The sequence below is a fragment of the Moraxella sp. CTOTU47915 genome (genome assembly GCF_031986685.1).
Classification (GTDB): Bacteria; Pseudomonadota; Gammaproteobacteria; order Pseudomonadales; family Moraxellaceae; genus Faucicola; species Faucicola tetraodonis.
This window is the reverse complement of sequence record NZ_DAMAAE010000011.1, coordinates 13,586-34,911: the sequence shown is the minus strand read 5'-3', so window position 1 is coordinate 34,911 and position 21,326 is coordinate 13,586. Positions and strand designations below refer to the sequence as shown.

Genomic DNA, 21,326 nt, shown 5'->3' with positions numbered 1-21,326 from the left:
CCATAGCATAGCCTAAAACCGTAAAAATTGCGATAAAAAAAGGAGCCAATATGAGCATCACCATCTACGGTATCAAAAACTGTAGCACCATGAAAAAGGCGTTTGATAAATTAACTGCACTGGGTTTGGAGTATGAATTTTTTGACTACAAAAAACAGGCGATAAATAAATCGACATTAGCCCATTGGGTAAAGCGAGCAGGTATAGATAAGGTATTAAATACCAAAGGTACAACCTACCGCAACCTTAGCGATGCGCAAAAAGGCCAAATGAATCAAGATGTGGATGCTGCGTTAGATATGATGGTGGCTAAGCCAAGTATGATTAAGCGCCCGATTGTTGTCTCAGACAGTGAGTTAATCATTGGTTTTGATGAAACTGCCTTTGAAAAACTAGGCATGTAAAACTAGGCAAGTAAAGAGGGACAAGGAAAAGTCAATCCGCAATAAAAAAGCGAGTAACTAAAACTCGCTTTTTTAAGTGGCGGGTAAAAATTACTTTACCACACTAGCAACCGCAGATTTTACCGCATTTGCAGTTTCAACTGGGGTAGAGGCTGCACCACGTTCTTTATTAACAACAGTGGTTGGCGTCATCACAGAAGCGTCTTGTTTGTGATCGCTTAATGAATAAACATACGCCGCCAATAACATAATACGCTCGTTACCCAATTTGGTATCCCAATGTGGCATCACACCGGCACGGCCGTTACGTAACGTAGTACGAACCGTTTCACGGTCGCCACCATATAACCAAATGTCATCCGTAAGATTCACCGCACCGATATCATGGTTACCTTTGGCATCTTTACCGTGACATACCGCACAGTTGGTATCAAAAATAGCCTTACCTTGATTAACCAAAGTTTGGTTCAACTGACCATTTTCTTTTGAACCATGACCGGGTGATAGTGATAGTACGTATTCAGCTGCGGCGCGAACACCATCTTCACCAATCTGCGCTTTCCAAGCTGGCATACCACCCACGCGACCATGATTTAGGGTTAACAAGATTTTATCGGGTGTACCGCCATAAATCCAGTCATTGTCCGTCAAGTTTGGATAACCGGGTGCACCATGCGCTTGTGAGCCATGACACACTGAACAGTTTTGTAAGAACAAACGCTGACCAATTTTAATCGCTTGAGGATCTTGAGAAAGTTTTAGAACGGCAGGTGCCAGTCCTACAATACCTTTATCAATTTGCGATTTTAATTCAGCATTGGGCTCTGCATTTTTAGCTTGCTGCGCTTGTAATTTAGCAAGGCTATCAATTTGCGCCGTTACCGCTTTGTCTTTTAAGATTTTATCATTGAACGTGCCAGTAAATACAGCATTATTGCGCTCAAGATCGGATGCTAATTCATTAGCACTGGTCCAAGGAACATCTTGACCATCTACTTTTACCGTAGTAATACCTTTCCATGAGCCTGGCATTACTGATGGGAACAATAGCATGTATAGTAGTGCCCAAGCTAATGAACCCCAAAAGATTACTAACCACCATTTTGGTAATGGACGGTCAAACTCTTGGATACCATCGTATTCATGGCCTGTAGTACCGTCATCCGACATTTTTGGGCGATAACCCAATACACCGACTAACCAGAACAAAATCCAAGCCCAACAAGCGATGGAAAATAGGGTTATCCAAAAACTCCAAAATCCACTCATTTTTTATCCTTATTGCGTTGTGATGCACCTGTTAGGTCTTCGTCATCTAACGCAAGTTTTGCATCTTCTTCAAATCGTTTGCGATTCTTTGGCGAGTAAGCCCACCAAACAATCGCAATAAAAGCGATAAACGCTGCGACCGTTGCGATACTGTGTAATGTGCCCAACATTAACGTTGACCTTTCATTGCAGTGCCCAGTTGTTGTAAATATGCAACAACAGCATCGAGCTCAGTTTTACCTTGTACCGCATCAGGTGCACCTGCAATATCAGCATCGCTATAAGGCACACCAAAATGGTCACGGAATAGACGCATTTTTGCTTGTACTTCTCCAGGGTTAACGTCATTTTTTGCTAACCAAGCAAATGATGGCATCACAGACTCAGGTACCAATGATTGTGGGTTAATCAAGTGTTCACGTTGCCAGTCATCAGAATAGCGTCCGCCCACACGCGCAAGATCAGGTCCAGTACGTTTAGAACCCCATAAGAAGGGATGATCCCAAGCGGATTCAGCTGCGCGCGAGTAAGGTCCATAGCGTTCCACTTCAGCCCGAAGAGGACGAACCATTTGGGTATGACAGACGTGACAGCCTTCACGAATATAAATATCACGACCTTCCATCTCAAGGGCAGTCCATGGCTTCATATTGGGCAAAGGTTGGTTAACTTCTTTGGTATATATCAATGGCACGATTTCTACCAAAGTCGCAAAACTAATAGCTACAACGATTAGGATAAGTAGAAGACCCGTGTTTTTTTCAATAATTTCATGATTGAGTTGCATGAGTCTCTCCTTAAATCTGTTTTACGGTAGCAGTTTCTACTACAGGTGTAGTGGTATCCGCTACTTCAACAGTTTTAGTGCTTGGCATCGTGATAGTTTTGTAGACGTTGTAAGCCATGACTACCATACCTGTGACATACAATAAACCACCAAATGCACGACCAATGTAAGGATAGTGCGAGAACAAGACAGTATCAACGAAACTATATACCAGCGTTCCATCTGGATTTGTAGCACGCCACATCATACCTTGACCAATACCTGAAATCCAAAGCGATACGATGTAGAAAATAGTACCTGCCGTAGCCAGCCAAAAGTGCGTGGTGATTAAATCAGTTGAATACATTTTTTGTTTGTTCCAAATACGTGGAATCAATACATATAATGAACCAACGGTAATCATACCAACCCAGCCTAACGCACCAGAATGCACGTGACCAACGGTCCAGTCAGTATTGTGGGATAACGCATTGACAGTTTTGATTGACATCATCGGACCTTCAAACGTTGACATCGCATAGAAGGACAGTGCAACAATCAAGAAACGAATAATAGGGTCTGTGCGAAGTTTATCCCAGCTACCAGATAAGGTAAGTACACCATTAATCATACCGCCCCATGAAGGCGCAAATAAAATGATAGAAAATACCATCCCTAAAGACTGTGCCCAGTCAGGGAGTGCTGAATAATGAAGATGGTGACCACCCGCCCACATATAAGACGCAATTAACGCCCAAAAGTGGATAATAGATAAACGATAAGAGTAAATAGGACGACCGATTTGTACAGGCACAAAGTAATACATCATACCTAAAAACGCGGCTGTTAAGTAAAAACCTACGGCGTTGTGACCATACCACCATTGCACCATAGCGTCAGTTGCACCGCCAAACAACGAATACGACTTCCAGAAGCTCACAGGGATTGCCATACTATTGACAATATGCAGTAACGCAATGGTCAAAATAAATGCCGCAAAGAACCAGTTAGCAACGTAGATATGCGAGGTTTTGCGTTTCAATAACGTACCAAAAAACACAATAGCATAAGATATCCACACCACGGCAATTAAAATATCAATGGGCCATTCAAGCTCAGCATATTCTTTCGCTGAGGTTAAACCCAAGGGTAGGGTAATAATTGCGCCAACAATAACAAGATTCCACCCCCAAAAGGTGAACCAGGCTAGATAAGGTGCGAATAAACGCGTTTTACACGTTCTTTGAACGATATAATATGAAGTTGCGAATAACGCACAACCACCAAATGCAAAAATCACCGCGTTGGTGTGCAATGGACGCAAGTGGCTAAATGTTAGCCAAGGGATACCAAAATTGAGGGCAGGCCATGCCAATTGTGATGCAATGAACACCCCAATTGCCATACCGATAATACCATATACTACCGCCATGATTGAGAACAACTTAATGATGTCCACTTCATAATCATCGGTAATAGGTATTGCTGTGTTTTGTAAATTCATTCGATGATTTCCTTTACAGCCTATATTATCAACAAGTTTAAGCAGAAATCTCCTTTGTGCCTGTCAATAAAACTATCAGGTCAGATACGTTGGCGCTAGTTATTTTTTTATAAGATAGGCTAACTGTTTAGTGGCTAGTTTCACGATGAATTTTAAAGAAATTAGCGGCTAAATCTTGACGCAAAACAGTAAATTTACAAGCAGTAAAATAGGCTCAAACTCACGATTCTCACCAAGTATTGTAACTTAATCTTTGCTAAATATCATCTAATGTAACGTTCATAGCGCAAAAAAAAATTACACACCAACTATTATAATATGAAAAATAAAAAAAACCATGTAAATTGTGGGGATTTTTTTAACATGCCATACACTATCTAGTAACAATGCTAAAAATGGTTAACCGAGCGCCATTATCGTTGTTATAAAAATCGGTTTATTATGGGTTAGAGAATTGTCATTCATACAAAATCTCGGTAAGATGCACAAGTTTTAATACAACTAACGATAATGAGGATTTAAAATGGCTAAAATTTTAACACAAGAATGGTTTGATAAAGTTGACGAATTAACCAACAAAGCCGGTGACTTAAATCTACCACCCGCGATTAAAAATATGTCAATTAATTTACAAGTCACCGATAGCGACAATCAAGAAGTCAATGCCGCTTTTTATGATGGGACAATTCATCAGGGATTGAAAGATGGCGCTTTAACCACCTTAAAACTGGATGCCGATACCTTAAAAGCAATCTTTTTAGATCGTGATATGAACCGTGCGATGGAAGCCTTTATGTCTGGCAAAATCCGTGTCGAAGGCGATATGGGACAATTAATGTCTATTCAAACTGCAAGCCCAAGCGCTGAGCAAAAACAGCTTTTCAAAGACATCTTAGCCAATACACAAGTATAACCAATACACAAGTATAATCGGGCTTATCAAATAATTTTGGATATTGCGAGCATTATCCGTGTGTTAAGCGAAATATCACTAACACCCCGAGCACAAAGAAAATCATCGATAATATTCGGTGATTTTTTTTATCGCGTGCTTGGGTGGGGTACAGTAGCAAACCTGTGGTATAAACCATCAGCCCATTGACTGGGCTAGTTTGAGTGGCTAAGGTGGTTTGAGCAGATAGTGGGAGTGGGCTGTGATTTACCAATCCAGTCTGGGCTTGGATAGCGTCTGAAGTAGAAACTGCGGATTTAGTCGACTGATTTGGCATGGGTCATCTTCCCAAAATAACTGATAGAACACTCATAAACGTTAGCGGATAATGTTAGGTAGGCTGTTGAGCCACTATAGGATTTATGACGTTGATTGATAAAAATTGATTAAAATCAAATTTAAAATAACGATAATATAAAATTGTAGTCAATTCAATGAATTAAATAAAATAACGCGCTAAATTTACATTTATTTACAAAATAACAAAGCCACTGTCATAGTGGGCAGTGGCTTCAAGAAAATTAATCAATAATCTTACAGGGGAAAGGCTTAAAACGCTCTATAATTGGTGGCTGCTTTTTTCTGGTTTTCCATAAAAATAGTCCCCTGTAGCCAAATATTGGCTTGAATATAATCGTTGACTTGAATGGTTGCATCGATGTTATCGGCATTGACCGCTAAACGAATAACGACAGGATTATCAAGGCTTTCACGTAATATCACCACATCAAGCAATACAAATTCAACCCCATTAAAGCTGGTAGTCTGTTTGCCAATAATTTGACCTTGGCACCACGCCTCATCTTGTTGCCCGATGGTTTCACCAAATAAATAAGCACACATATGACCGACATTGATTTCAATTGGCTCCAGCGGCAAGTCGTTTTCGCTAGGTTGCCAAGCGGCGATTTGGGCTTCAAGGTCTTTTGGGGCAACGTTATTATTTTTGGTCAAAATATCATTAAAAGCGCGGTGATAGCGAATCGCTTCAGGCTCATCAACCACAATGGTTTCTGAGCGGTTACTCAAGCTTACGGTGTAAGCAAATGCACTCAGATTGACTAAGTAGCGGTGATTTTTTTCATAGTTGTGCGCATTGATGGCATAATACTGGTCAAATACATACAACACGGTATTGTCATCAGTTTTTAAGCGCAAAATCGCCTCTATCTGATTGTCACATTTATATACACCTTCAATAGTGACCCATTGCCCATACGGACTATTGACACAAGGAAACGCATTAATCAAACGTTTGGGTGAGCGATTGCTATCAATTTCAATCACTTGATTGACATGAATTGGCTGATTACCCGATAGTAAAATATGCGAAGGCGTGGCGTTGGTAGCCTTTAGTGGGGTAGGCATGGTGGCAGTATCGATATGCGATTGCAACCAATTTGGGACGTCATCGGGAATATTGTTGGTAAAACATGACCAGTGATCTGCATGACCAACCACTTGATCACAGTTTAGACTAATCGTATTGGGGGCATTTGAAGAAGAGGGTTGGTGAGTATTGGTCATAAGACGTCCTTTAAGTAACAACAGGTTTATCAGTAACAACAGGCTTATACTGCAAACACACTGAATAAACTAAACAGCTGTCACGATATTTATCAAAATTTTAATGATTACATTATCAGCTATCAATAGGCTAATATCAGCCTTCAAATCATCCAGATTAAATTAACGAGTATCATCTATTAACCTATCTGTTAACAATGGATTAACCCTTGATTAAGCAGGGATGAAATTTAATTCTGCTATGTTAATGGGGACATGCAGAATTTTTTCACCTTATTTTGCTTAAAACATCCACAATTTATTGCGCAGTTATGTTTGATTCTGCGAATTTTTAGCAAAATTGCAAAAAAACTTTTGCCAAAATGGTAAAAAAGTGTGTCAGACTAACACGCTTTTAGCAGGCTTGAATAATGGTTTTGAAATAAGTTATTTCTTTGCCTGCTTGTATCATCAAAATAGTGATAATTTTTAGGAATGCTATGTTTCGACCGTTGGCTTTGTTTTTAGGATTACGGTATACCCGTGCTGAGCGAAGTAACCGATTTATTTCTTTTATTTCTTTGATTTCAATGGTGGGTTTGACGCTTGGCGTCGCCGTGCTCATTACTGTGTTATCGGTGATGAATGGCTTTGACCGCGAACTTAAGAGTCGTATTTTGGGCATGGTGCCGCAAGCCACTGTCACTGCGAGTGAAATTATCCCAGACTGGCAGACACTGGCGCAAACGATTCAAAAAAACCCCAAAGTTGAAGCCGTCGCACCTTTTATCCAATTACAGGGTATGCTCACCGCGAATGGACAAGTTGCTGGTATCATGGTGACAGGTATTGAGCCAAGCTATGAGAAAAAAGTCTCGATTATTCATCAGCATATGGAGAGTGGTAGTGTCGATAGTCTAAAAGCAGGTCAATTTGACATTGTGATTGGCAAGCAAATGGCGGATTCACTGGGGGTGAAACAAGGCGATATGGTCACCTTGGTGTTACCAGAAGCCTCACCATCGCCTGCTGGGGTGATTCCGCGCTTCAAACGTTTTACCGTCACTGGGGTGTATGACATCAGCCCTGAAGTCAACAATATTATGGCATTCATCCCGATGAATGATGCAGCTACGTTATTGCGTCTGCCTGCGGGAGCGCAAGGTATTCGCATGAAGCTAAAAGATTTGTTTGCCGCACCACAAGTGGCTCAGCAAGCAGCGAGCCTTGCACCCAATATGCTTATGCCTAGTGACTGGACATCAACGCATGGGAATTTATTTGGAGCCATCCAAATGGAAAAAGCTATGGTGGGGTTGTTGCTGTTTTTGATTATTTTGGTTGCTGCATTTAACATTGTCTCATCCTTGGTGATGCTGGTGACTGATAAAAAGGCGGACATTGCGATTTTAAAAACCTTTGGTGCGTCGCCTAAGCTCATCACCCAAGTATTTATGGTGCAAGGATTGTTTATCGGGGTGATTGGTACCGTCGCGGGAACTATTTTGGGCGTGATTTTAGCGTTGACCGTGAGCGATGTGGTAGGCGGTATCAATAATTTATTTGGGTTACATTTATTTGATGCGTATTTTGTCAACTATTTACCTTCACAACTTGAATGGAAAGATGTAGCCATCATCGTGGCAGCCTCACTGGTAATAAGTTTTGTGGCAACCATTTATCCAGCACGCCGAGCAGCTAGCATTCAACCGGCTCAAACATTGCGTTATGAATAGGAGTGAGCCATGACGGCGATTTTAACAGGAAACAATATCACCAAGACCTATCAAGATGGTAAAACCATCACCAATGTGCTCAATCATTTGGATATCAGTATTAACAGTGGCGAGCGCATCGCTATTGTTGGCACTAGCGGGTCGGGTAAAAGTACCTTACTACATATCTTGGGTGGCTTAGATGTGCCGACCAGTGGGGAAGTTTGGTTACATGGGCAACGCATCAATGATCTCAATGAAACCCAGCGCGGTGAGCTTCGTAACCAGCATTTGGGCTTTATCTATCAGTTTCACCATTTGTTAGCGGAGTTTACTGCCATTGAAAATGTAGCAATGCCGCTATTGATGCGAAAAGCAGTGCCAATCGCAACGGCGCGTCAACAGTCTATTGAATTATTGGAAAAAGTAGGGTTGGGGCATCGGTTGACGCATCGCCCAGGCGAGCTATCTGGCGGTGAACGTCAACGGGTGGCGATTGCTAGGGCGTTGGTGACAAAGCCTTCATTGATACTGGCAGATGAACCCACAGGGAACTTAGACTATGCCAATGCGCAGGCGGTGTTTGAAATCTTATCAGAACTACAAAAAGATTTTAATACCGCGCTGTTGATGGTCACCCATGACCGGCAACTGGCACAGTTGGCGGATAAACAATTAGCCTTGCAAAATGGTACGTGGGTGGCTTAATACTCATCGAGTAGCCAACCGCTGATAAAAGCAAAGTATTCGCGAAACCACACATTTGGACGGATATACCAAGGGGTGTCAGACCCGACCACCTGTAAATTGGTATATCCTTGTCGTTTGCCAATAAGGCTTGCGCGCAAGGTGTGAAAATCACTGGTGACTGCGATTATCGGTTGATTTAAGGCAATCCCTTGCTGCGCTAAAATCTTTTTGCTATGGACAAAGTTAAGCTCGGTACTGGTGCTTTGTTCTTCAAGCGCAATATGCGCCAAGCTGATACCATAGGTGTCATGTAAATAGTCCGCCATCGCTTTGGCTTCACTGACATCCTCCCCTGCATCAAAACCACCACTGGTTATCACAAGTGCGTTTGCAAACCGCCTGATGACTTCAGATGCTTTATCCAAACGTAGTTTTACCGCATCGGTCGGCTTATTATCCTTTGTTCCGCCACCTAAGACAATAATCGCTTGCGCTGCTTTAGGATGGTTATCGGTGTTAAAGTGCTGTTTTAAATAGCTGACAAAGATACAAAAACTTATCAACCAGACAAAAAATAATAGCCAAACCAGCTGCCATAGTTTTTTTAATGACGGCTGTGACGCCAAATAAAGTTGGATACGCTCCCAGTACACCGCATGACCTAAAAAAATTAGCCCTATGCCCAATGGCACTAGGGTGCCAATATGAAAAACACGATTGGCCAGCAATAGCCCACAGTCAACAACCAGTATCAATCCTGCAATCCCTAGACTGATTTGGATACTTTTTTTCCCTACGGCTGAGGCATTGTCATTGCTGCTAATAAATTGAGTCAACATCGATTAATAATTTCCAAAAGTTGCTATTTGTTTTACTATATCGTTCATTCGATAATTGTAAGGGAAGTAGCGGGCTATCGCTATCTTTATCAAGGATGAAACATGATTTGGCTCATCACAGTTGCCAGTTTGTTGGGGTTTTTAGTTGTCAATACACTAGCAAACCAACCCTTGATGACAGGTTCTGCGCTAGCCAGTTATGATGCAAAAATTTGGCAGATTTTATTAGTAGCCCTCTTGATAGCGCTGCTAATCAATGTAGGTTTATACCATGGCTGCAACCGTAAACAGCTAAGAAGAGCATCGCCAAACCTTGCATTCGCCTACCGTTTTGCCTTACCGTTATTATCAAGCTTTATCTTTTTGCTGACGCTCATGTTGAGTGCCAGTTATGGTTTTTATCATTATAAACGGTATGAAAACGCGTTATTGCCCTCAGCGCTCACAGTGGATGCTATCGTTGAATCGCATCAAATCAGCGATACGGTGACGCAAATGAGCCCATTATCAAATGATACTGTCCTGATTGGCAATGGTTTCATCAAACAAATTCTGCAAGTCCGCGTTGATAAGGACGGTGATGCTGATGCATCGTCAGCAACCCCCCGGCCACCGCTAACGGCACTCATTACCGCTAACATCAAAGACAACCCTGAATGGGAAGCGACCTTGTCGCAATTAAGACCTGGCATGCAGCTTAACGTAAAATTACAGCTTGAGCCCATTGCAAAGCCTAAGCCTACAAGCTTACCCCACCATGCCAAACCGCTATCGCTAGGATTTGATGAAGCGCAATGGTTAAGGCAGCGTGGGGTGCAAGCAAAGGGAGTAATAATCGGTATTGAAAAAACGAGCCTACGGGAATTTAACGCATCCCATGTGAAAGACCTTATGGTTATTGCTATTGAACAATTGCGCTGGCAACTACGCCAAAAAATCCTCGATAATTTGCATAGAACCCTGCTGAAACAATCGACGCTTATAGTCAATGCTAAAAATACCGATATTGCCCAACCCGTGCTTAAAAGTTCTGGTGAAACTTCCATTCAGAACACTATCCAAAGCCATGCAATCTTATTGGGACTGTTAACCGGTGATAAAAGCCTAATGGATAGCGACCTTAAGAATCGCTATCAAATCACGGGGATTAGCCATTTATTGGCAATTTCAGGCCCGCATGTGCTGATGCTAGCTTCTATCGTATCTGTTTTTGTATTATGGATTTTTAAGTGGCTTGCGCCGCAGTTGTTGGTCAAATTACCGAGTAGTTTATTGGTACTCTGGGTGAGTGTAGTGATGGCAGGGTTTTATGCGCTGCTGGTGGGGTTTGAGATACCTGCCCAGCGGACATTTTGGATGCTGTTACTGCTCACGCTGTCGAAACAGTTATTGGTTAATTTTTCTGCTTATCGGCTGTTGGCGTGGGTTGCGCTAGGCATGATTTGGCTAGAACCGACCGCAGTCGGGCAAGCAGGGTTTTGGTTGTCCTTTGTGGCGGTGGTTTTACTGTTAAAATTTAGCGAGACAATAGGGACAGTTAGCGCCGCTGAAATTAAGGATGTTAGTCAGTTACTAGCGCCTACGGCACGCAGCGACGTGCTGAGTAGTTTTGTTAAAATCATAAGCCATCAATTCAAGGCGTTACTAAAACTACAAATTTGGCTATTTATTTGGATGCTGCCCATCGTGGTGTGGTTTTTTGGCAAAGTATCAGTCATTGGCATTTTGGTAAACTTGCTAGCCGTACCATTTTTAGGCTTGGTGGTTGTACCCTTAGATATGTTGGCAGGCGTCGTTAGTTGGCTACCTGTGGTGGGCGATTGGCTGAGCCAAATCATTTGGTCGATACTCACCACTATGCTCAATGTATTTCATCTTTTACTTAAGCAACTTATCGACATGGGTGTTGCCAAACAATCATTTTTCGCCTTGTCACAAACCCAGCTTGTCCTGTGTTTGTTCATTGCGTTACTGGGGTTGTTAAAAGGCTTGTTGCCTAGAATGCTGATGTTGCCACTGGCTATCCTGTTGATATTATTGCCACTACAGCAGCGAAGTTTAAGTAACAACAAACCGACTCTAGCAGTTGGTGATAACCCTAAACTGGTGATCAGTTTGTTAAAGAAAGGCGATGATAGCTGGCTTATTTTGTCCGATAACCAAATCAAAGCCGCTCAGGCGGATAAACCCAATTTTTTGAAAACCAAACCAGCTATCCGTAATGTTGCAGTTGATGAAGAAATCAGTTCGCTGTTGAACCGTGATATTTATCCGCTGTTGGCAAATCAGCAGGTTCACCGATTAACTGGCGTGATTAGTCAAACGCCCAGTGTTCGTGTCAATGAGCTGGTGCAACAACTGGCAACCCATGTACCTATTAAAGCCTACTGGCTGGCAGGGTATGATGTCGAACACAGCAGGCTTGATGTGACAGATAAGGCTGTATCTGCAAGTTTTCGTGCGATTACACCCCGCAGCTGCCAAACCGCCCAACGTTGGCAACAAGATGGCTTGGAAGTGACAGCGGTGTCGGGATGGCACTTGGATTTAGCCTTAACCGATGAGCAAAAGCTAGCGACCCAAACCTGTTATATTCACATTCGTTTCAAGCCACCAACTAGAAAGCCCTACGATGTGCTGATGTTGGCAGGAAATAGCGATATCCCCATGCAAATGACTGAAAAATTATGCACGGTGTCGGCGACCCATTTACTCATTCAGCCCTATACGTTATCCATTAAACCATCGTGGCTAGCGTTGACTAAACCTTCCTTACTGCATGTGGTCACAGGCGCGTATAAGTCGCAAAAACTGGGCGAAGATAGCCAATTATCGCTGGCTAGTTGGTCAGTGGATAAGCCTGCAGACCACCCATTCGAAGTCCTGTATGCCGATCAAGTGGGCGCGGTAATTTACACGCTTACCCCAGATGATACGGACTGATACTTGACGATTTGGCTACAAGGCAGTGATTGTAATTTTGACCGCTTCCCCCTATCATGGGCGGTAAATTACCTATTGCTAAGGAACTTTTATGTCAGATAATTGGCCACCCGATCCCAACCAACCCTCACAGTCAAAGCCACCTGTTCAACCAAACCATGCACAAAACTTGCCACCCAATGCGCCATACGCAGGCAAAGAATGGCAATTGCTAGAAAAAACCCTGATGGCAAGCCTTGTGGAGCAGCGCCGTGCAAGACGCTGGGGTATTTTCTTTAAGCTTATCACCTTGGGGTATGTGCTACTATTTGGCGCGGTAGTGGCAAAAGGCTGTAGTGGCTCTGCCAAAAGTGGCATGAGTGATATCGATATGAGCAAACCGCATTTAGCCGTCGTCGATGTCAAAGGCGTTATCAGCAGCGACAATGAAGCCAATAGTCAAGCGGTGGGCGAGGCATTGACAGAAGCGTTTAACAACGACCAAGCGCAAGCGGTAGCATTACGCATCAACTCACCGGGTGGCTCGCCTGTACAATCCGATGAAATCTGGCAAACCATGACCGAATTAAGAAAGGCGCATCCTAACAAAAAACTGTATGCCGTTATCGAAGATATGGGTGCTTCGGGCGCGTATTATATCGCATCTGCGGCAGATGAAATTTGGGTCAATCCCTCAAGCTTGGTCGGCTCAATTGGCGTGATTATGCCAAGCTACAATGTCCAAGGTTTGATGGATAAACTAGGCGTTAAAGATGGCACCATGACAGCCGGTGCGCACAAAGATATTTTAAGCATGAGCCGCCCGCTCTCCGAGTTTGAGCGCCAACATGTACAAGGTGTCCTTGATAACACCCACGCCCATTTTATCAATGCTGTCAAACAAGGTCGCGGCAATCGCCTCAAAAACCCTGACGCCAATCAGCTTTTTTCTGGGTTATTCTGGAGTGGTGAGCAAGCGATTAATCTCGGTTTGGCAGATAAAAAAGGCGGCATCAGCACCCTTGAGTCTCAGCTAAAACTAGACAATGTCGTGGAATATAACCCAGAAGACCCGGTGAAAAAAGTGTTGGGTAAATTTGCCAGCCAAATCGGCTATGGGTTTGGCGAAACGGTCTCCAAAGGCTTTGCCAGCCAATTAACCCACGCGGCTGCAAATGACAAAGGGATGCAATAACCATGTCATCTAAGACGAGCCAGCATCCTTTAGCTACTGGTTTGCCCTCTGCGCCAACGCTAGCGACAGGCATACAGGGCATAACAGCGATAGCAGAGGCAGGGCAAAAACCCTTGATACACTTTGCACATGCCAATGGGATTCCATCACGAACCTATCAATCTCTGTTTGATTTGCTGAGTGATGAATTTGATATTGTCTATATTCCAGCGTTAGGCATTGACCCGCGTTATCCGGTTGACAATCATTGGCAAAAACTGACCCAACAAGTGATTGATAGCATCCAAGCGCACTTAAGCGCCCGCGGGCAAACCAAGGTCATCGGGCTAGGGCATTCGCTTGGTGCATTGTGCACGCTGCAAGCCAGCTATGAGGCGCCCGAGCTATTTAGCCAAGTGATTGCCTTAGACCCACCGCTCATTCATGGCTACTATTCGATGGCACTGCATTGGGCAAAACGCTTTAGCCCACGGTTGGTAGATAGGCTCACGCCTGCAGGTCTATCAAGCCATCGCCGTGACACGTGGCCAAGCCGTGAAGTCGCCTACGAGCATCTGCGGCATAAGGCATTCTATCGATACTTTGATGAGCGCTGTTTTAATGATTTTATTCGTTATGGCTTGACTGATACGGCAGATGGCCAAGTGACGCTTACCATTCCAAAAGCGGTGGAAGTAGCGGTGTTTCGCACTAATCCCTCACTTTACTGGCAAAAACCTAACCATCCGCCGGCTGTCCCTGCCAAGCAAATAATTGGTAAAGACAGCCTGTTTCTCAAACGAGGGTTCCCTGCGCTGGTCAAACAGCGTATGGGCATTGATTTTGAAGTGCATGAAGGCGGACATATGTTCCCGTTAGAATACCCAGCCAGTACGGTTGAACGAATCAAAGCGCTTATTCACTCAGTCAATCATGATATCCGGTAACAACACAAACATCCATTAAAGGGTTTAATGTGCAAAATTTATCATTACAGCCTAGTACCCCCATCTACGATTTGCCAAAGACCATTGTGCTATCTATGGTGTTATTAGCGGTGTTTTTTGCCAGTCAATTGATTGGCGTGGTGTTATTTGCACCATGGGTGCTACAAGATGCCGCAAATTTGGATATCGCTGAACAAGTGTTGCAGGGCAGTGAAAACGGCACCTTAATGAGTCTAGCGCTAGGCTTTACCTTAGCCATGGTGCTCGGCTGCGTTTATTTGTTTATCCGATTTAAAAACAGCCGTATCAAAGATTATCTTGCCCTCAAGCCCTTTACTTGGTATCAGTTGTTACAATGTAGCGCGCTGCTGATTGTGCTAAATGTTATCATCAACCTAGTCACCGTCTGGCTGGGTCGCGAGCCCATGATGTTTATGGACAATCTTGCTGAGTCCGCACATCCACGGTGGCTGCTTGTGCTGGCGATGGTGGTATTTGCGCCGATTTATGAAGAAGTGATATTTCGCGGGTTTATGTGGACAGGGCTTGCCAGCTCAAAGCTTGGTATGTGGGGCGCCAGTGTGCTAACTAGTATTGTATTTGCGGTGATTCATATGCAATACGGTGTGGTCGAGTTGTTGGGGATTTTTTGTCTAGCGATGTTATTTAGCTATGGGCGTATCATATCAGGGTCACTGTTATTGCCTGTGGTGTTGCATATGATGAATAATGGCTTGGCGATGGGACAGTATTTATACGGCTAGTCTTTTTTAGCTAACTTTTAACCCTCATTTAACGCCAACACCGCTTCACCCGCTTCACGAACTTGCGCGACCGACAGGGATTTTTGCCCGCTAAGCGCCTGACGCCATTTACGACTGCCTGTCAATCCTTGAAACAAGCCCAAATAATGGCGCATAATGGCCGTCAACGGTGTGCCACGCGCGTCACTGGCTGCCAAAAAATCCAGTAACTGATAAAAAATATCCGCTCGGCTAGGCACAGGCTCGCCCCACAGCTGCATGGCTTCGGCTAGAATATAAGGGTTGTGATAAGCTTCCCGCCCAATCATCACGCCATCGACTTTCGTCAGATGGGTTTTGATGTCATCAATAGTGGTGATACCGCCATTGATTTCCACGAATACATCGGGAAAATCCTGCTTTAAGCGGTACACATCCTCATAGCGAAGCGGCGGAATTTCACGATTTTGTTTAGGGCTTAAGCCTTGTAGCCAAGCGGTGCGCGCATGGACGATGATATGCTGACAACCTGCTTTCACCACATGATCTACAAAATCCGCCATAAACTCATAACTATCAAAGTTATCAATGCCAATGCGATGCTTGACAGTGACGGGAATATCCACCGCATCACGCATCGCAGAGACAATATCTGCCACCAATTTGGGCTCTGCCATCAAGCAAGCCCCGATTTTGTAATGTTGTACCCGATCTGATGGGCAGCCGACATTTAGATTAATTTCATCGTAACCGTAGTCTTGTCCGATTTTAGCACAGCGCGCCAATTCGTTAGGATCTGAGCCGCCAAGCTGAAGCACCAAAGGATGTTCATTGGGATAAAATCGCAGCTGATAGTCTGTATCCCCCTGCAATATCGCCGAGGTACTGATCATTTCAGTATAAAGGTAAGTATAAGGATTGAATAATCGAGCAAAGTAACAATAATCGCGTGTACTCCAATCAATCATCGGTGCGGTGGACAATCGTTTATGCTGCATTGTGGTCATATGAATGGTCATCGGCAAATATTCAAAAAAGTGGCTAATCTATAGCTAATCTGTCAAAGAAAGCACTAAAAAAAGCGAGGGTAAAACAACTATCAGGGATAAAAAAGCTTAGGAATTCATCAGCCGCTTGTCTTCCATGCGATACAAACCATGCAAATTAGTCAACAACATACCCATGATAATGCCAATCACACAGACAAACACCAGATACAAGGCGCTTGAAAGCATTAATTTACGGGAAAAATAAATCAATAGCACAGGCAACAATGCACCTGCCAATGCATACGCCACGTTATAGGTAAAGCTAATACCACTTAGGCGCACACCAACCGGAAACAGACGCACACAAATACTTGGGACTAAGCCAATCACGCCAGAGAAAAACCCTAAAATTGCATAATTAATCAGTAGTAACTCACTACTGTTTTTTAGTGAAACAAAGAAAACAACACTGGCAATGCTTAAAAATATACAGCCTAAAGTAAATACACGACCTGAGTTAAAACGATCGGCAAAATAACCATAGGTTAACGCCCCCAATCCACCAAAGATAATACCCACCCCATTGGATATCATCATCAAACTGGTATCGACATCAAAAAACTGGATGCCCAAAATCGGTAAAAGCAAATAAATCGTCAAATAAACACTGGCGGTAAACCAAGACAAACCCAGCGTCATCACTGTACCATAACGGTATTTGATAATAGCTCGGCGTATTGGCAGACGTTTAACCAAGCGCTTTTTAGACTTAGCCATCAGCCAAAGCGGGGTTTCTTCAAGCTTGGTTCGTAACAGCACCGCAAATAGCGTACCGATACTGGCGATGACAAAAGGAATACGCCAACCATACGATTGCATCTGGGTGGGGGTGAGCATATTTGATAACGTGGCGCTTAAAATATTGCCCATCAAAGTCGACAAAATCACTCCACTGATGAGGGCGCCACACACTGACCCTAATTGACGACGTGGCATATGCTCAGCAATATAGACCCATGAAGCGGGCACCTCAGCCCCATAGCCAAAGCCTTGAATTAAACGCAATAATAGCATGAGAACAATCGCTGCCACACCTATATGATGATAGCTAGGCAAACAGGCAATCACTAAACCAGACGCACCCACTAATAGCAAACTATACAGCAACACATGTTTTCTGCCATAGCGATCGCCGATATCACCCAATATCAAACCGCCTAGCGGTCTTGACATATAACCGGCTAAAATCAGCAGCAAAAAACAAATCGACTTTAATGACTCAGGTATATTTTCTGGGAAAAAAGCTTGATTGATACTATCATTAAAATAAAAATAAATCGTAAAATCAAAGGAAGCAAAAAAAGCCCCAAAAATCGTTAAATACACCACGTTTTTTTCGTAGCGATTTAAATCCCTAATTTCTTCGTTGGCATCATGAAAAAATGGCATAGTTGACAATATTACCTAGAAGCTGGCTAAAGGTCTGCAAGCTTTATAATCAATGGACAGATAGGTTATCTAACGCGCTAAAAAATTAAATTCGTCACTATTCACCTGACAAATTAAATCACTTGACAAATTGAACAGTAATTTATCAAAACTGTAATAAATTTAATTATTTAAATAAATATTACAAGCAAACGTCATGATTTAACAGTTGAGATATATTACTTTTTGAAACCGCATACTATAGTGATTTTGGTACTATTTTTACTATCAAAAATGTGTGTTTTTTGTAATACACCCGTTTACAATAAGCGCTTAAATGGCAAGGCAGAAAAAATCTTTAGCCAAAGTCCATTGACAAACGTCATATGCGGCTCTTTATCCAAGCTGATAAGCTTTTTATTGGTTTTATCATCATGGGTTTGCCACATCAGTTGTTCATTATCCTTAAGATGTACGCGGTAACTGATATTGAGCATAGAGTTATCAAACGTATTATGAAAGGATTTGGCAAGCGCTTTATCTTCAATCAGCACACCAAGCTCAGTATTGATGTTGGCAGAGCGCGGATCCACATTGTAAGAACCGATAAAAGTGTATTTGTCATCCACCGCAAAGGCTTTGGTATGCAAACTGGTGCTGTATTTACTGCGATATAAACTACGTTTTTTGCGGCGAAAGTCTGCATCGGCAGAGGATTTTAGCTCATACAGTCCAATTCCTGCTTTGAGCATTGGCACGCGTGCCACGTTATACCCGGAATGCACGATAGGCACATCGGTTGATTCATACGAGTTGGTAAAAATATTGATTTTTACCCCGTTTTCCATGAGTTTGCTTAGTTGCAGCACGCCCAAGTCAGTGGGCACAAAATACGATGAGACAATGGTCAGTTGCTGTTTTGGGGTGCCAATACGTGCCCGAAGCTTGGATACCAATCGGCTATCTTTATCATCTTGGTTGAGTAGTTTTTTGACATCATCTGCCAAAAATTCCATTGGTTGCCAACGAAATGGGATTTTTTTGTTATACAGTTGTTTATCGACTATGGCGCCATTTTGTACCCGATAAAGTTGCGAGCTTTTATGCAGATGGGACTGGCTGTTGATCGGTGCAATCGCAGTCAAAGTCCCCAAAAATGGCTCATCGCTTTTATTACGATCGGGGTTTTTTGAGGGTCTGACCAAACGCTCGATATCATACGATAGAGGACTATCCCAATAATCTTCAAAACTCTCATTGATTTGGTTGACCACTTTGCCGGCAAGCAAAACATCCAAATCAGCAAACTCAGCGATGCTATCTTTACGCAGATATTCATCGCCAATATTGCGCCCACCAATGATGGATAACTGACGGTCAAAGGTCATGCTTTTATTGTGCATGCGGCGTTGGTAGCGGGGCAGTGCTACCACAAAATTGGCGGGGGTAAAGCTGCGCACCACTTTGGGGTTAATCAATCGCACTTGGATATTAGGATGCGCAGCAAAGGCAAGTAGCTGTTGGTCAAGTTCCGGATTGGTGTTCAAATCATCGAGTAACAGTCGTACTTTGACACCCCGATTGGCGGCTTGGTACAAGTCTTTAAGCATCAATTGCCCTGCTGCATCGTTGTGCCAAATATAGTATTGGATATCGATGGTCTGCTGAGCCATTTCAGTCAAAATACTGCGTGAGGCGAACGCATCACTGCTATCAATCAGCGGATAATAACCGGAAAATTTGCTCGGTGAGGGGTTTTTGCTGGCACTGATACGGCTGATTAAATATTGACCTTGTATACGCGATTTTTCGGAAAATTTTTGCGCACCTGTCAGCTGCGTTGATACAGTTGGCGTAGCGGCGATATGGGGATTGTTCGGCAGCATTTGGCAAGCGGTAAGTAGCGTAAGTAGCAGCGTAAATAGCAATGGCAAGCAAAATGTCACAATTTTGGGCGTGAGTTTTTGCGATGCTAGTCTGACAAAGCCAACAGATACCGAATAAAATGCTGCTACCAAAGCCTGAATCCTTTTAAAAAAATCACTGATTAACGTGACACTCGCCTAAGAAAAGTTGGTTGTCATGGCATTTTTGCATAAAATACTGACTTGAAAGCCACCGTCAAATCCAACTTATGCTATCATAATTTATTTGATGCACAAAAGATGTAACATTATGACCCAATTAGACCCCAACTGGCAAAGTGATGCACTTGATTTAAGCCTAGATTATGCCGACCAAACCATCGCCGTGCGCGGCGGTTACCACCGTACCGATGAAGGCGAACATAACGAAGCGATTTTTACCACTAGCTCCTACGTATATAAAAATGCCCAAGAAGCAGCAGACCATTTTAATGGCAATAAAAAAGGCAATGTCTACTCGCGCCATACCAATCCAACCGTGCGCGCTTTTGAGCGCAGATTGGCAGCTTTAGAGGAAGGCGAGCGCTGCGTGGCAACCGCATCAGGCATGGGCGCAATTTTGACCATGTGTTTGGCGTACTTGCAAGCCGGTGACCATCTGCTAGCAGCCAAGCAATTATTTGGCTCATCCGTCGCCCTGTTTGATACCTACTTTAAGGCGTTTGGCGTCGAGGTGAGTTATGTAGACTGTTTTGACAATGACGCTTGGCAAAACGCGATGCAACCAAATACCAAGGTGCTGTACTGCGAAAGCCCTTCCAATCCTTTGGCGCAAATTGCCGATTTAAGCTTTTTATCAAGGCTCGCGCATGACCACGATGCGCTATTAATCGTCGATAACTGCTTTGCAACCCCCGCTATTCAAAAACCTTTAATGTTGGGTGCGGATGTGGTATTGCATTCCGCCAGTAAATATATTGACGGTCAAGGTCGTGTGCTAGGCGGTGCACTGGTCGGTAACAATGAATTGATGGAAAAAGCCTTTGGGGTAGTGCGTACCGGTGGGATTAGTCTATCGCCATTTAATGCGTGGGTGTTGCTAAAGGGTCTAGAAACCTTGTCACTGCGTATGAAAGCCCACTGCGAAAATGCCAATCAAATCGCTAAATTTTTGCACAATCACCCAAAAGTCAGCAAAGTGCATTTTTCAGGCTTGCCCGATCACCCATCCCATGACATCGCCAAACGCCAACACACCGCACTCAAAAATGTGCAAGGCGGTGCGTTTGGCGCCATTATTGGCTTTGAGGTGGCTGACCAAGCGGCAGCCTGGCATGTTATCGATAGTACCAACATGATTTCGATTACTAATAACCTAGGCGATGCCAAAAGCACCATTACCCATCCTGCGACGACGACCCATTTTCGCATGACACCTGAAGCAAGAATCGAGGCAGGCGTGAACGAAGGCTTAATTCGCTTCTCGGTGGGGCTTGAAGATGTCGATGATATTATTGCTGATTTAAAACGCGGTTTGGATACACTCGCCTAACAGAAAGCCAAAAGCCACTAGCCAGAACCTAAAAGCCAGTCGCAAAATTTACTGGCTTTTT

19 protein-coding genes are annotated in these 21,326 nt (G+C 43.5%); 9 read left to right on the top strand and 10 right to left on the bottom strand.

Going from position 1 to position 21,326, the window contains the following annotated elements:
- The first annotated feature begins 50 nt into the window (after positions 1-50).
- A complete protein-coding gene (locus RTL34_RS09280; protein WP_312116407.1) occupies positions 51-404 on the top strand; it encodes a Spx/MgsR family RNA polymerase-binding regulatory protein in 354 nt (117 codons plus the stop codon).
- Positions 405-494: 90 nt separating this feature from the next.
- On the opposite strand, the gene ccoP is transcribed toward RTL34_RS09280, so the two are convergent.
- Genes ccoP through ccoN form a run of 4 tightly spaced genes read right to left on the bottom strand, consistent with a single transcriptional unit; the run spans position 495 to position 3,943 of the window.
- On the bottom strand, positions 495-1,673 hold the full coding sequence (ccoP, locus tag RTL34_RS09275; protein ID WP_312116406.1) for a cytochrome-c oxidase, cbb3-type subunit III: 1,179 nt from the start codon (positions 1,671-1,673) through the stop codon (positions 495-497).
- On the bottom strand, positions 1,670-1,843 hold the full coding sequence (locus RTL34_RS09270; RefSeq protein ID WP_050325699.1) for a cbb3-type cytochrome oxidase subunit 3: 174 nt from the start codon (positions 1,841-1,843) through the stop codon (positions 1,670-1,672). The genes ccoP and RTL34_RS09270 overlap by 4 nt, the downstream gene beginning before the upstream one ends.
- Positions 1,843-2,460 carry a cytochrome-c oxidase, cbb3-type subunit II gene (gene ccoO, locus RTL34_RS09265; protein ID WP_065252990.1) on the bottom strand — a complete coding sequence of 206 codons (618 nt, stop codon included), beginning with the start codon at positions 2,458-2,460 and terminating at the stop codon, positions 1,843-1,845. The genes RTL34_RS09270 and ccoO overlap by 1 nt, the downstream gene beginning before the upstream one ends.
- Before the next feature lie 10 nt (positions 2,461-2,470).
- Positions 2,471-3,943 (bottom strand): cytochrome-c oxidase, cbb3-type subunit I, encoded by a 1,473-nt coding sequence (ccoN, locus tag RTL34_RS09260; protein WP_203172121.1) that lies wholly within the window; start codon positions 3,941-3,943, stop codon positions 2,471-2,473.
- A gap of 523 nt (positions 3,944-4,466) precedes the next feature.
- Between ccoN and RTL34_RS09255 the strand changes: the two genes are divergently transcribed.
- Entirely contained in the window at positions 4,467-4,856 is a 390-nt protein-coding gene (locus tag RTL34_RS09255) for an SCP2 sterol-binding domain-containing protein (protein ID WP_036597947.1), read from the top strand.
- Positions 4,857-4,908: 52 nt separating this feature from the next.
- Here the strand turns inward: RTL34_RS09255 and RTL34_RS09250 are convergent, their stop codons facing one another.
- Together RTL34_RS09250 and RTL34_RS09245 are read right to left on the bottom strand one after the other, a co-directional pair.
- The gene (locus tag RTL34_RS09250) at positions 4,909-5,172 is read right to left on the bottom strand and encodes a hypothetical protein (protein ID WP_312116404.1); all 264 of its coding nucleotides are present in this window, start codon (positions 5,170-5,172) and stop codon (positions 4,909-4,911) included.
- Positions 5,173-5,444: 272 nt separating this feature from the next.
- On the bottom strand, positions 5,445-6,422 hold the full coding sequence (locus tag RTL34_RS09245; RefSeq protein ID WP_312116402.1) for a hypothetical protein: 978 nt from the start codon (positions 6,420-6,422) through the stop codon (positions 5,445-5,447).
- Between the two features lie 479 nt (positions 6,423-6,901).
- Between RTL34_RS09245 and RTL34_RS09240 the strand changes: the two genes are divergently transcribed.
- Positions 6,902-8,137, top strand: a complete 1,236-nt coding sequence (locus RTL34_RS09240; protein ID WP_040403462.1) for a lipoprotein-releasing ABC transporter permease subunit — start codon at positions 6,902-6,904, stop codon at positions 8,135-8,137.
- Positions 8,138-8,146: 9 nt separating this feature from the next.
- Positions 8,147-8,824, top strand: a complete 678-nt coding sequence (gene lolD, locus RTL34_RS09235) for a lipoprotein-releasing ABC transporter ATP-binding protein LolD (RefSeq protein ID WP_312116400.1) — start codon at positions 8,147-8,149, stop codon at positions 8,822-8,824.
- On the opposite strand, the gene RTL34_RS09230 is transcribed toward lolD, so the two are convergent.
- Positions 8,821-9,645, bottom strand: coding sequence for a YdcF family protein (locus tag RTL34_RS09230; RefSeq protein WP_312116398.1), 825 nt, complete (start codon positions 9,643-9,645; stop codon positions 8,821-8,823). The genes lolD and RTL34_RS09230 overlap by 4 nt on opposite strands.
- Before the next feature lie 102 nt (positions 9,646-9,747).
- Here RTL34_RS09230 and RTL34_RS09225 point away from each other — a divergent pair, with 102 nt between their 5' ends.
- The 4 genes from RTL34_RS09225 to RTL34_RS09210 all read left to right on the top strand — a co-directional run bounded on the left by RTL34_RS09225 (position 9,748) and on the right by RTL34_RS09210 (position 15,452).
- Complete coding sequence (locus tag RTL34_RS09225; protein WP_312116396.1) at positions 9,748-12,588, top strand: ComEC/Rec2 family competence protein; 2,841 nt, start codon at positions 9,748-9,750, stop codon at positions 12,586-12,588.
- A 91-nt stretch (positions 12,589-12,679) separates the two neighbouring features.
- Positions 12,680-13,762, top strand: coding sequence for a signal peptide peptidase SppA (gene sppA, locus RTL34_RS09220; RefSeq protein WP_203172115.1), 1,083 nt, complete (start codon positions 12,680-12,682; stop codon positions 13,760-13,762).
- 2 nt (positions 13,763-13,764) lie between these two features.
- Positions 13,765-14,688: an alpha/beta hydrolase gene (locus tag RTL34_RS09215; RefSeq protein ID WP_312116394.1), complete on the top strand. Its 924-nt coding sequence runs from the start codon at positions 13,765-13,767 to the stop codon at positions 14,686-14,688.
- Between the two features lie 29 nt (positions 14,689-14,717).
- Positions 14,718-15,452 carry a CPBP family intramembrane glutamic endopeptidase gene (locus tag RTL34_RS09210; protein WP_312116392.1) on the top strand — a complete coding sequence of 245 codons (735 nt, stop codon included), beginning with the start codon at positions 14,718-14,720 and terminating at the stop codon, positions 15,450-15,452.
- Positions 15,453-15,469: 17 nt separating this feature from the next.
- Here RTL34_RS09210 and dusA read toward each other — a convergent pair whose 3' ends face one another.
- The 3 genes from dusA to RTL34_RS09195 form a co-directional block, all read right to left on the bottom strand.
- Positions 15,470-16,438 carry a tRNA dihydrouridine(20/20a) synthase DusA gene (gene dusA, locus RTL34_RS09205; protein WP_312116464.1) on the bottom strand — a complete coding sequence of 323 codons (969 nt, stop codon included), beginning with the start codon at positions 16,436-16,438 and terminating at the stop codon, positions 15,470-15,472.
- Positions 16,439-16,546: 108 nt separating this feature from the next.
- The gene (locus tag RTL34_RS09200; RefSeq protein WP_312116390.1) at positions 16,547-17,869 is read right to left on the bottom strand and encodes an MFS transporter; all 1,323 of its coding nucleotides are present in this window, start codon (positions 17,867-17,869) and stop codon (positions 16,547-16,549) included.
- Positions 17,870-18,168: 299 nt separating this feature from the next.
- The gene (locus tag RTL34_RS09195; protein ID WP_472796834.1) at positions 18,169-19,734 is read right to left on the bottom strand and encodes a phospholipase D family protein; all 1,566 of its coding nucleotides are present in this window, start codon (positions 19,732-19,734) and stop codon (positions 18,169-18,171) included.
- A 289-nt stretch (positions 19,735-20,023) separates the two neighbouring features.
- On the opposite strand from RTL34_RS09195, the gene RTL34_RS09190 reads away from it, so the two are divergent.
- The gene (locus tag RTL34_RS09190; RefSeq protein ID WP_312116386.1) at positions 20,024-21,265 is read left to right on the top strand and encodes an O-succinylhomoserine sulfhydrylase; all 1,242 of its coding nucleotides are present in this window, start codon (positions 20,024-20,026) and stop codon (positions 21,263-21,265) included.
- Positions 21,266-21,326: the final 61 nt, after the last annotated feature.

Coding starts and splice junctions, on each gene's coding strand:
- RTL34_RS09280 (WP_312116407.1), top strand. CDS start 51: ATGAGCATCACCATCTACGGTATCAAAAACTGTAGCACCATGAAAAAG.
- ccoP (WP_312116406.1), bottom strand. CDS start 1,673: ATGAGTGGATTTTGGAGTTTTTGGATAACCCTATTTTCCATCGCTTGT.
- RTL34_RS09270 (WP_050325699.1), bottom strand. CDS start 1,843: ATGTTGGGCACATTACACAGTATCGCAACGGTCGCAGCGTTTATCGCT.
- ccoO (WP_065252990.1), bottom strand. CDS start 2,460: ATGCAACTCAATCATGAAATTATTGAAAAAAACACGGGTCTTCTACTT.
- ccoN (WP_203172121.1), bottom strand. CDS start 3,943: ATGAATTTACAAAACACAGCAATACCTATTACCGATGATTATGAAGTG.
- RTL34_RS09255 (WP_036597947.1), top strand. CDS start 4,467: ATGGCTAAAATTTTAACACAAGAATGGTTTGATAAAGTTGACGAATTA.
- RTL34_RS09250 (WP_312116404.1), bottom strand. CDS start 5,172: ATGCCAAATCAGTCGACTAAATCCGCAGTTTCTACTTCAGACGCTATC.
- RTL34_RS09245 (WP_312116402.1), bottom strand. CDS start 6,422: ATGACCAATACTCACCAACCCTCTTCTTCAAATGCCCCCAATACGATT.
- RTL34_RS09240 (WP_040403462.1), top strand. CDS start 6,902: ATGTTTCGACCGTTGGCTTTGTTTTTAGGATTACGGTATACCCGTGCT.
- lolD (WP_312116400.1), top strand. CDS start 8,147: ATGACGGCGATTTTAACAGGAAACAATATCACCAAGACCTATCAAGAT.
- RTL34_RS09230 (WP_312116398.1), bottom strand. CDS start 9,645: ATGTTGACTCAATTTATTAGCAGCAATGACAATGCCTCAGCCGTAGGG.
- RTL34_RS09225 (WP_312116396.1), top strand. CDS start 9,748: ATGATTTGGCTCATCACAGTTGCCAGTTTGTTGGGGTTTTTAGTTGTC.
- sppA (WP_203172115.1), top strand. CDS start 12,680: ATGTCAGATAATTGGCCACCCGATCCCAACCAACCCTCACAGTCAAAG.
- RTL34_RS09215 (WP_312116394.1), top strand. CDS start 13,765: ATGTCATCTAAGACGAGCCAGCATCCTTTAGCTACTGGTTTGCCCTCT.
- dusA (WP_312116464.1), bottom strand. CDS start 16,438: ATGACCACAATGCAGCATAAACGATTGTCCACCGCACCGATGATTGAT.
- RTL34_RS09200 (WP_312116390.1), bottom strand. CDS start 17,869: ATGCCATTTTTTCATGATGCCAACGAAGAAATTAGGGATTTAAATCGC.
- RTL34_RS09195 (WP_472796834.1), bottom strand. CDS start 19,734: ATGCTGCCGAACAATCCCCATATCGCCGCTACGCCAACTGTATCAACG.
- RTL34_RS09190 (WP_312116386.1), top strand. CDS start 20,024: ATGACCCAATTAGACCCCAACTGGCAAAGTGATGCACTTGATTTAAGC.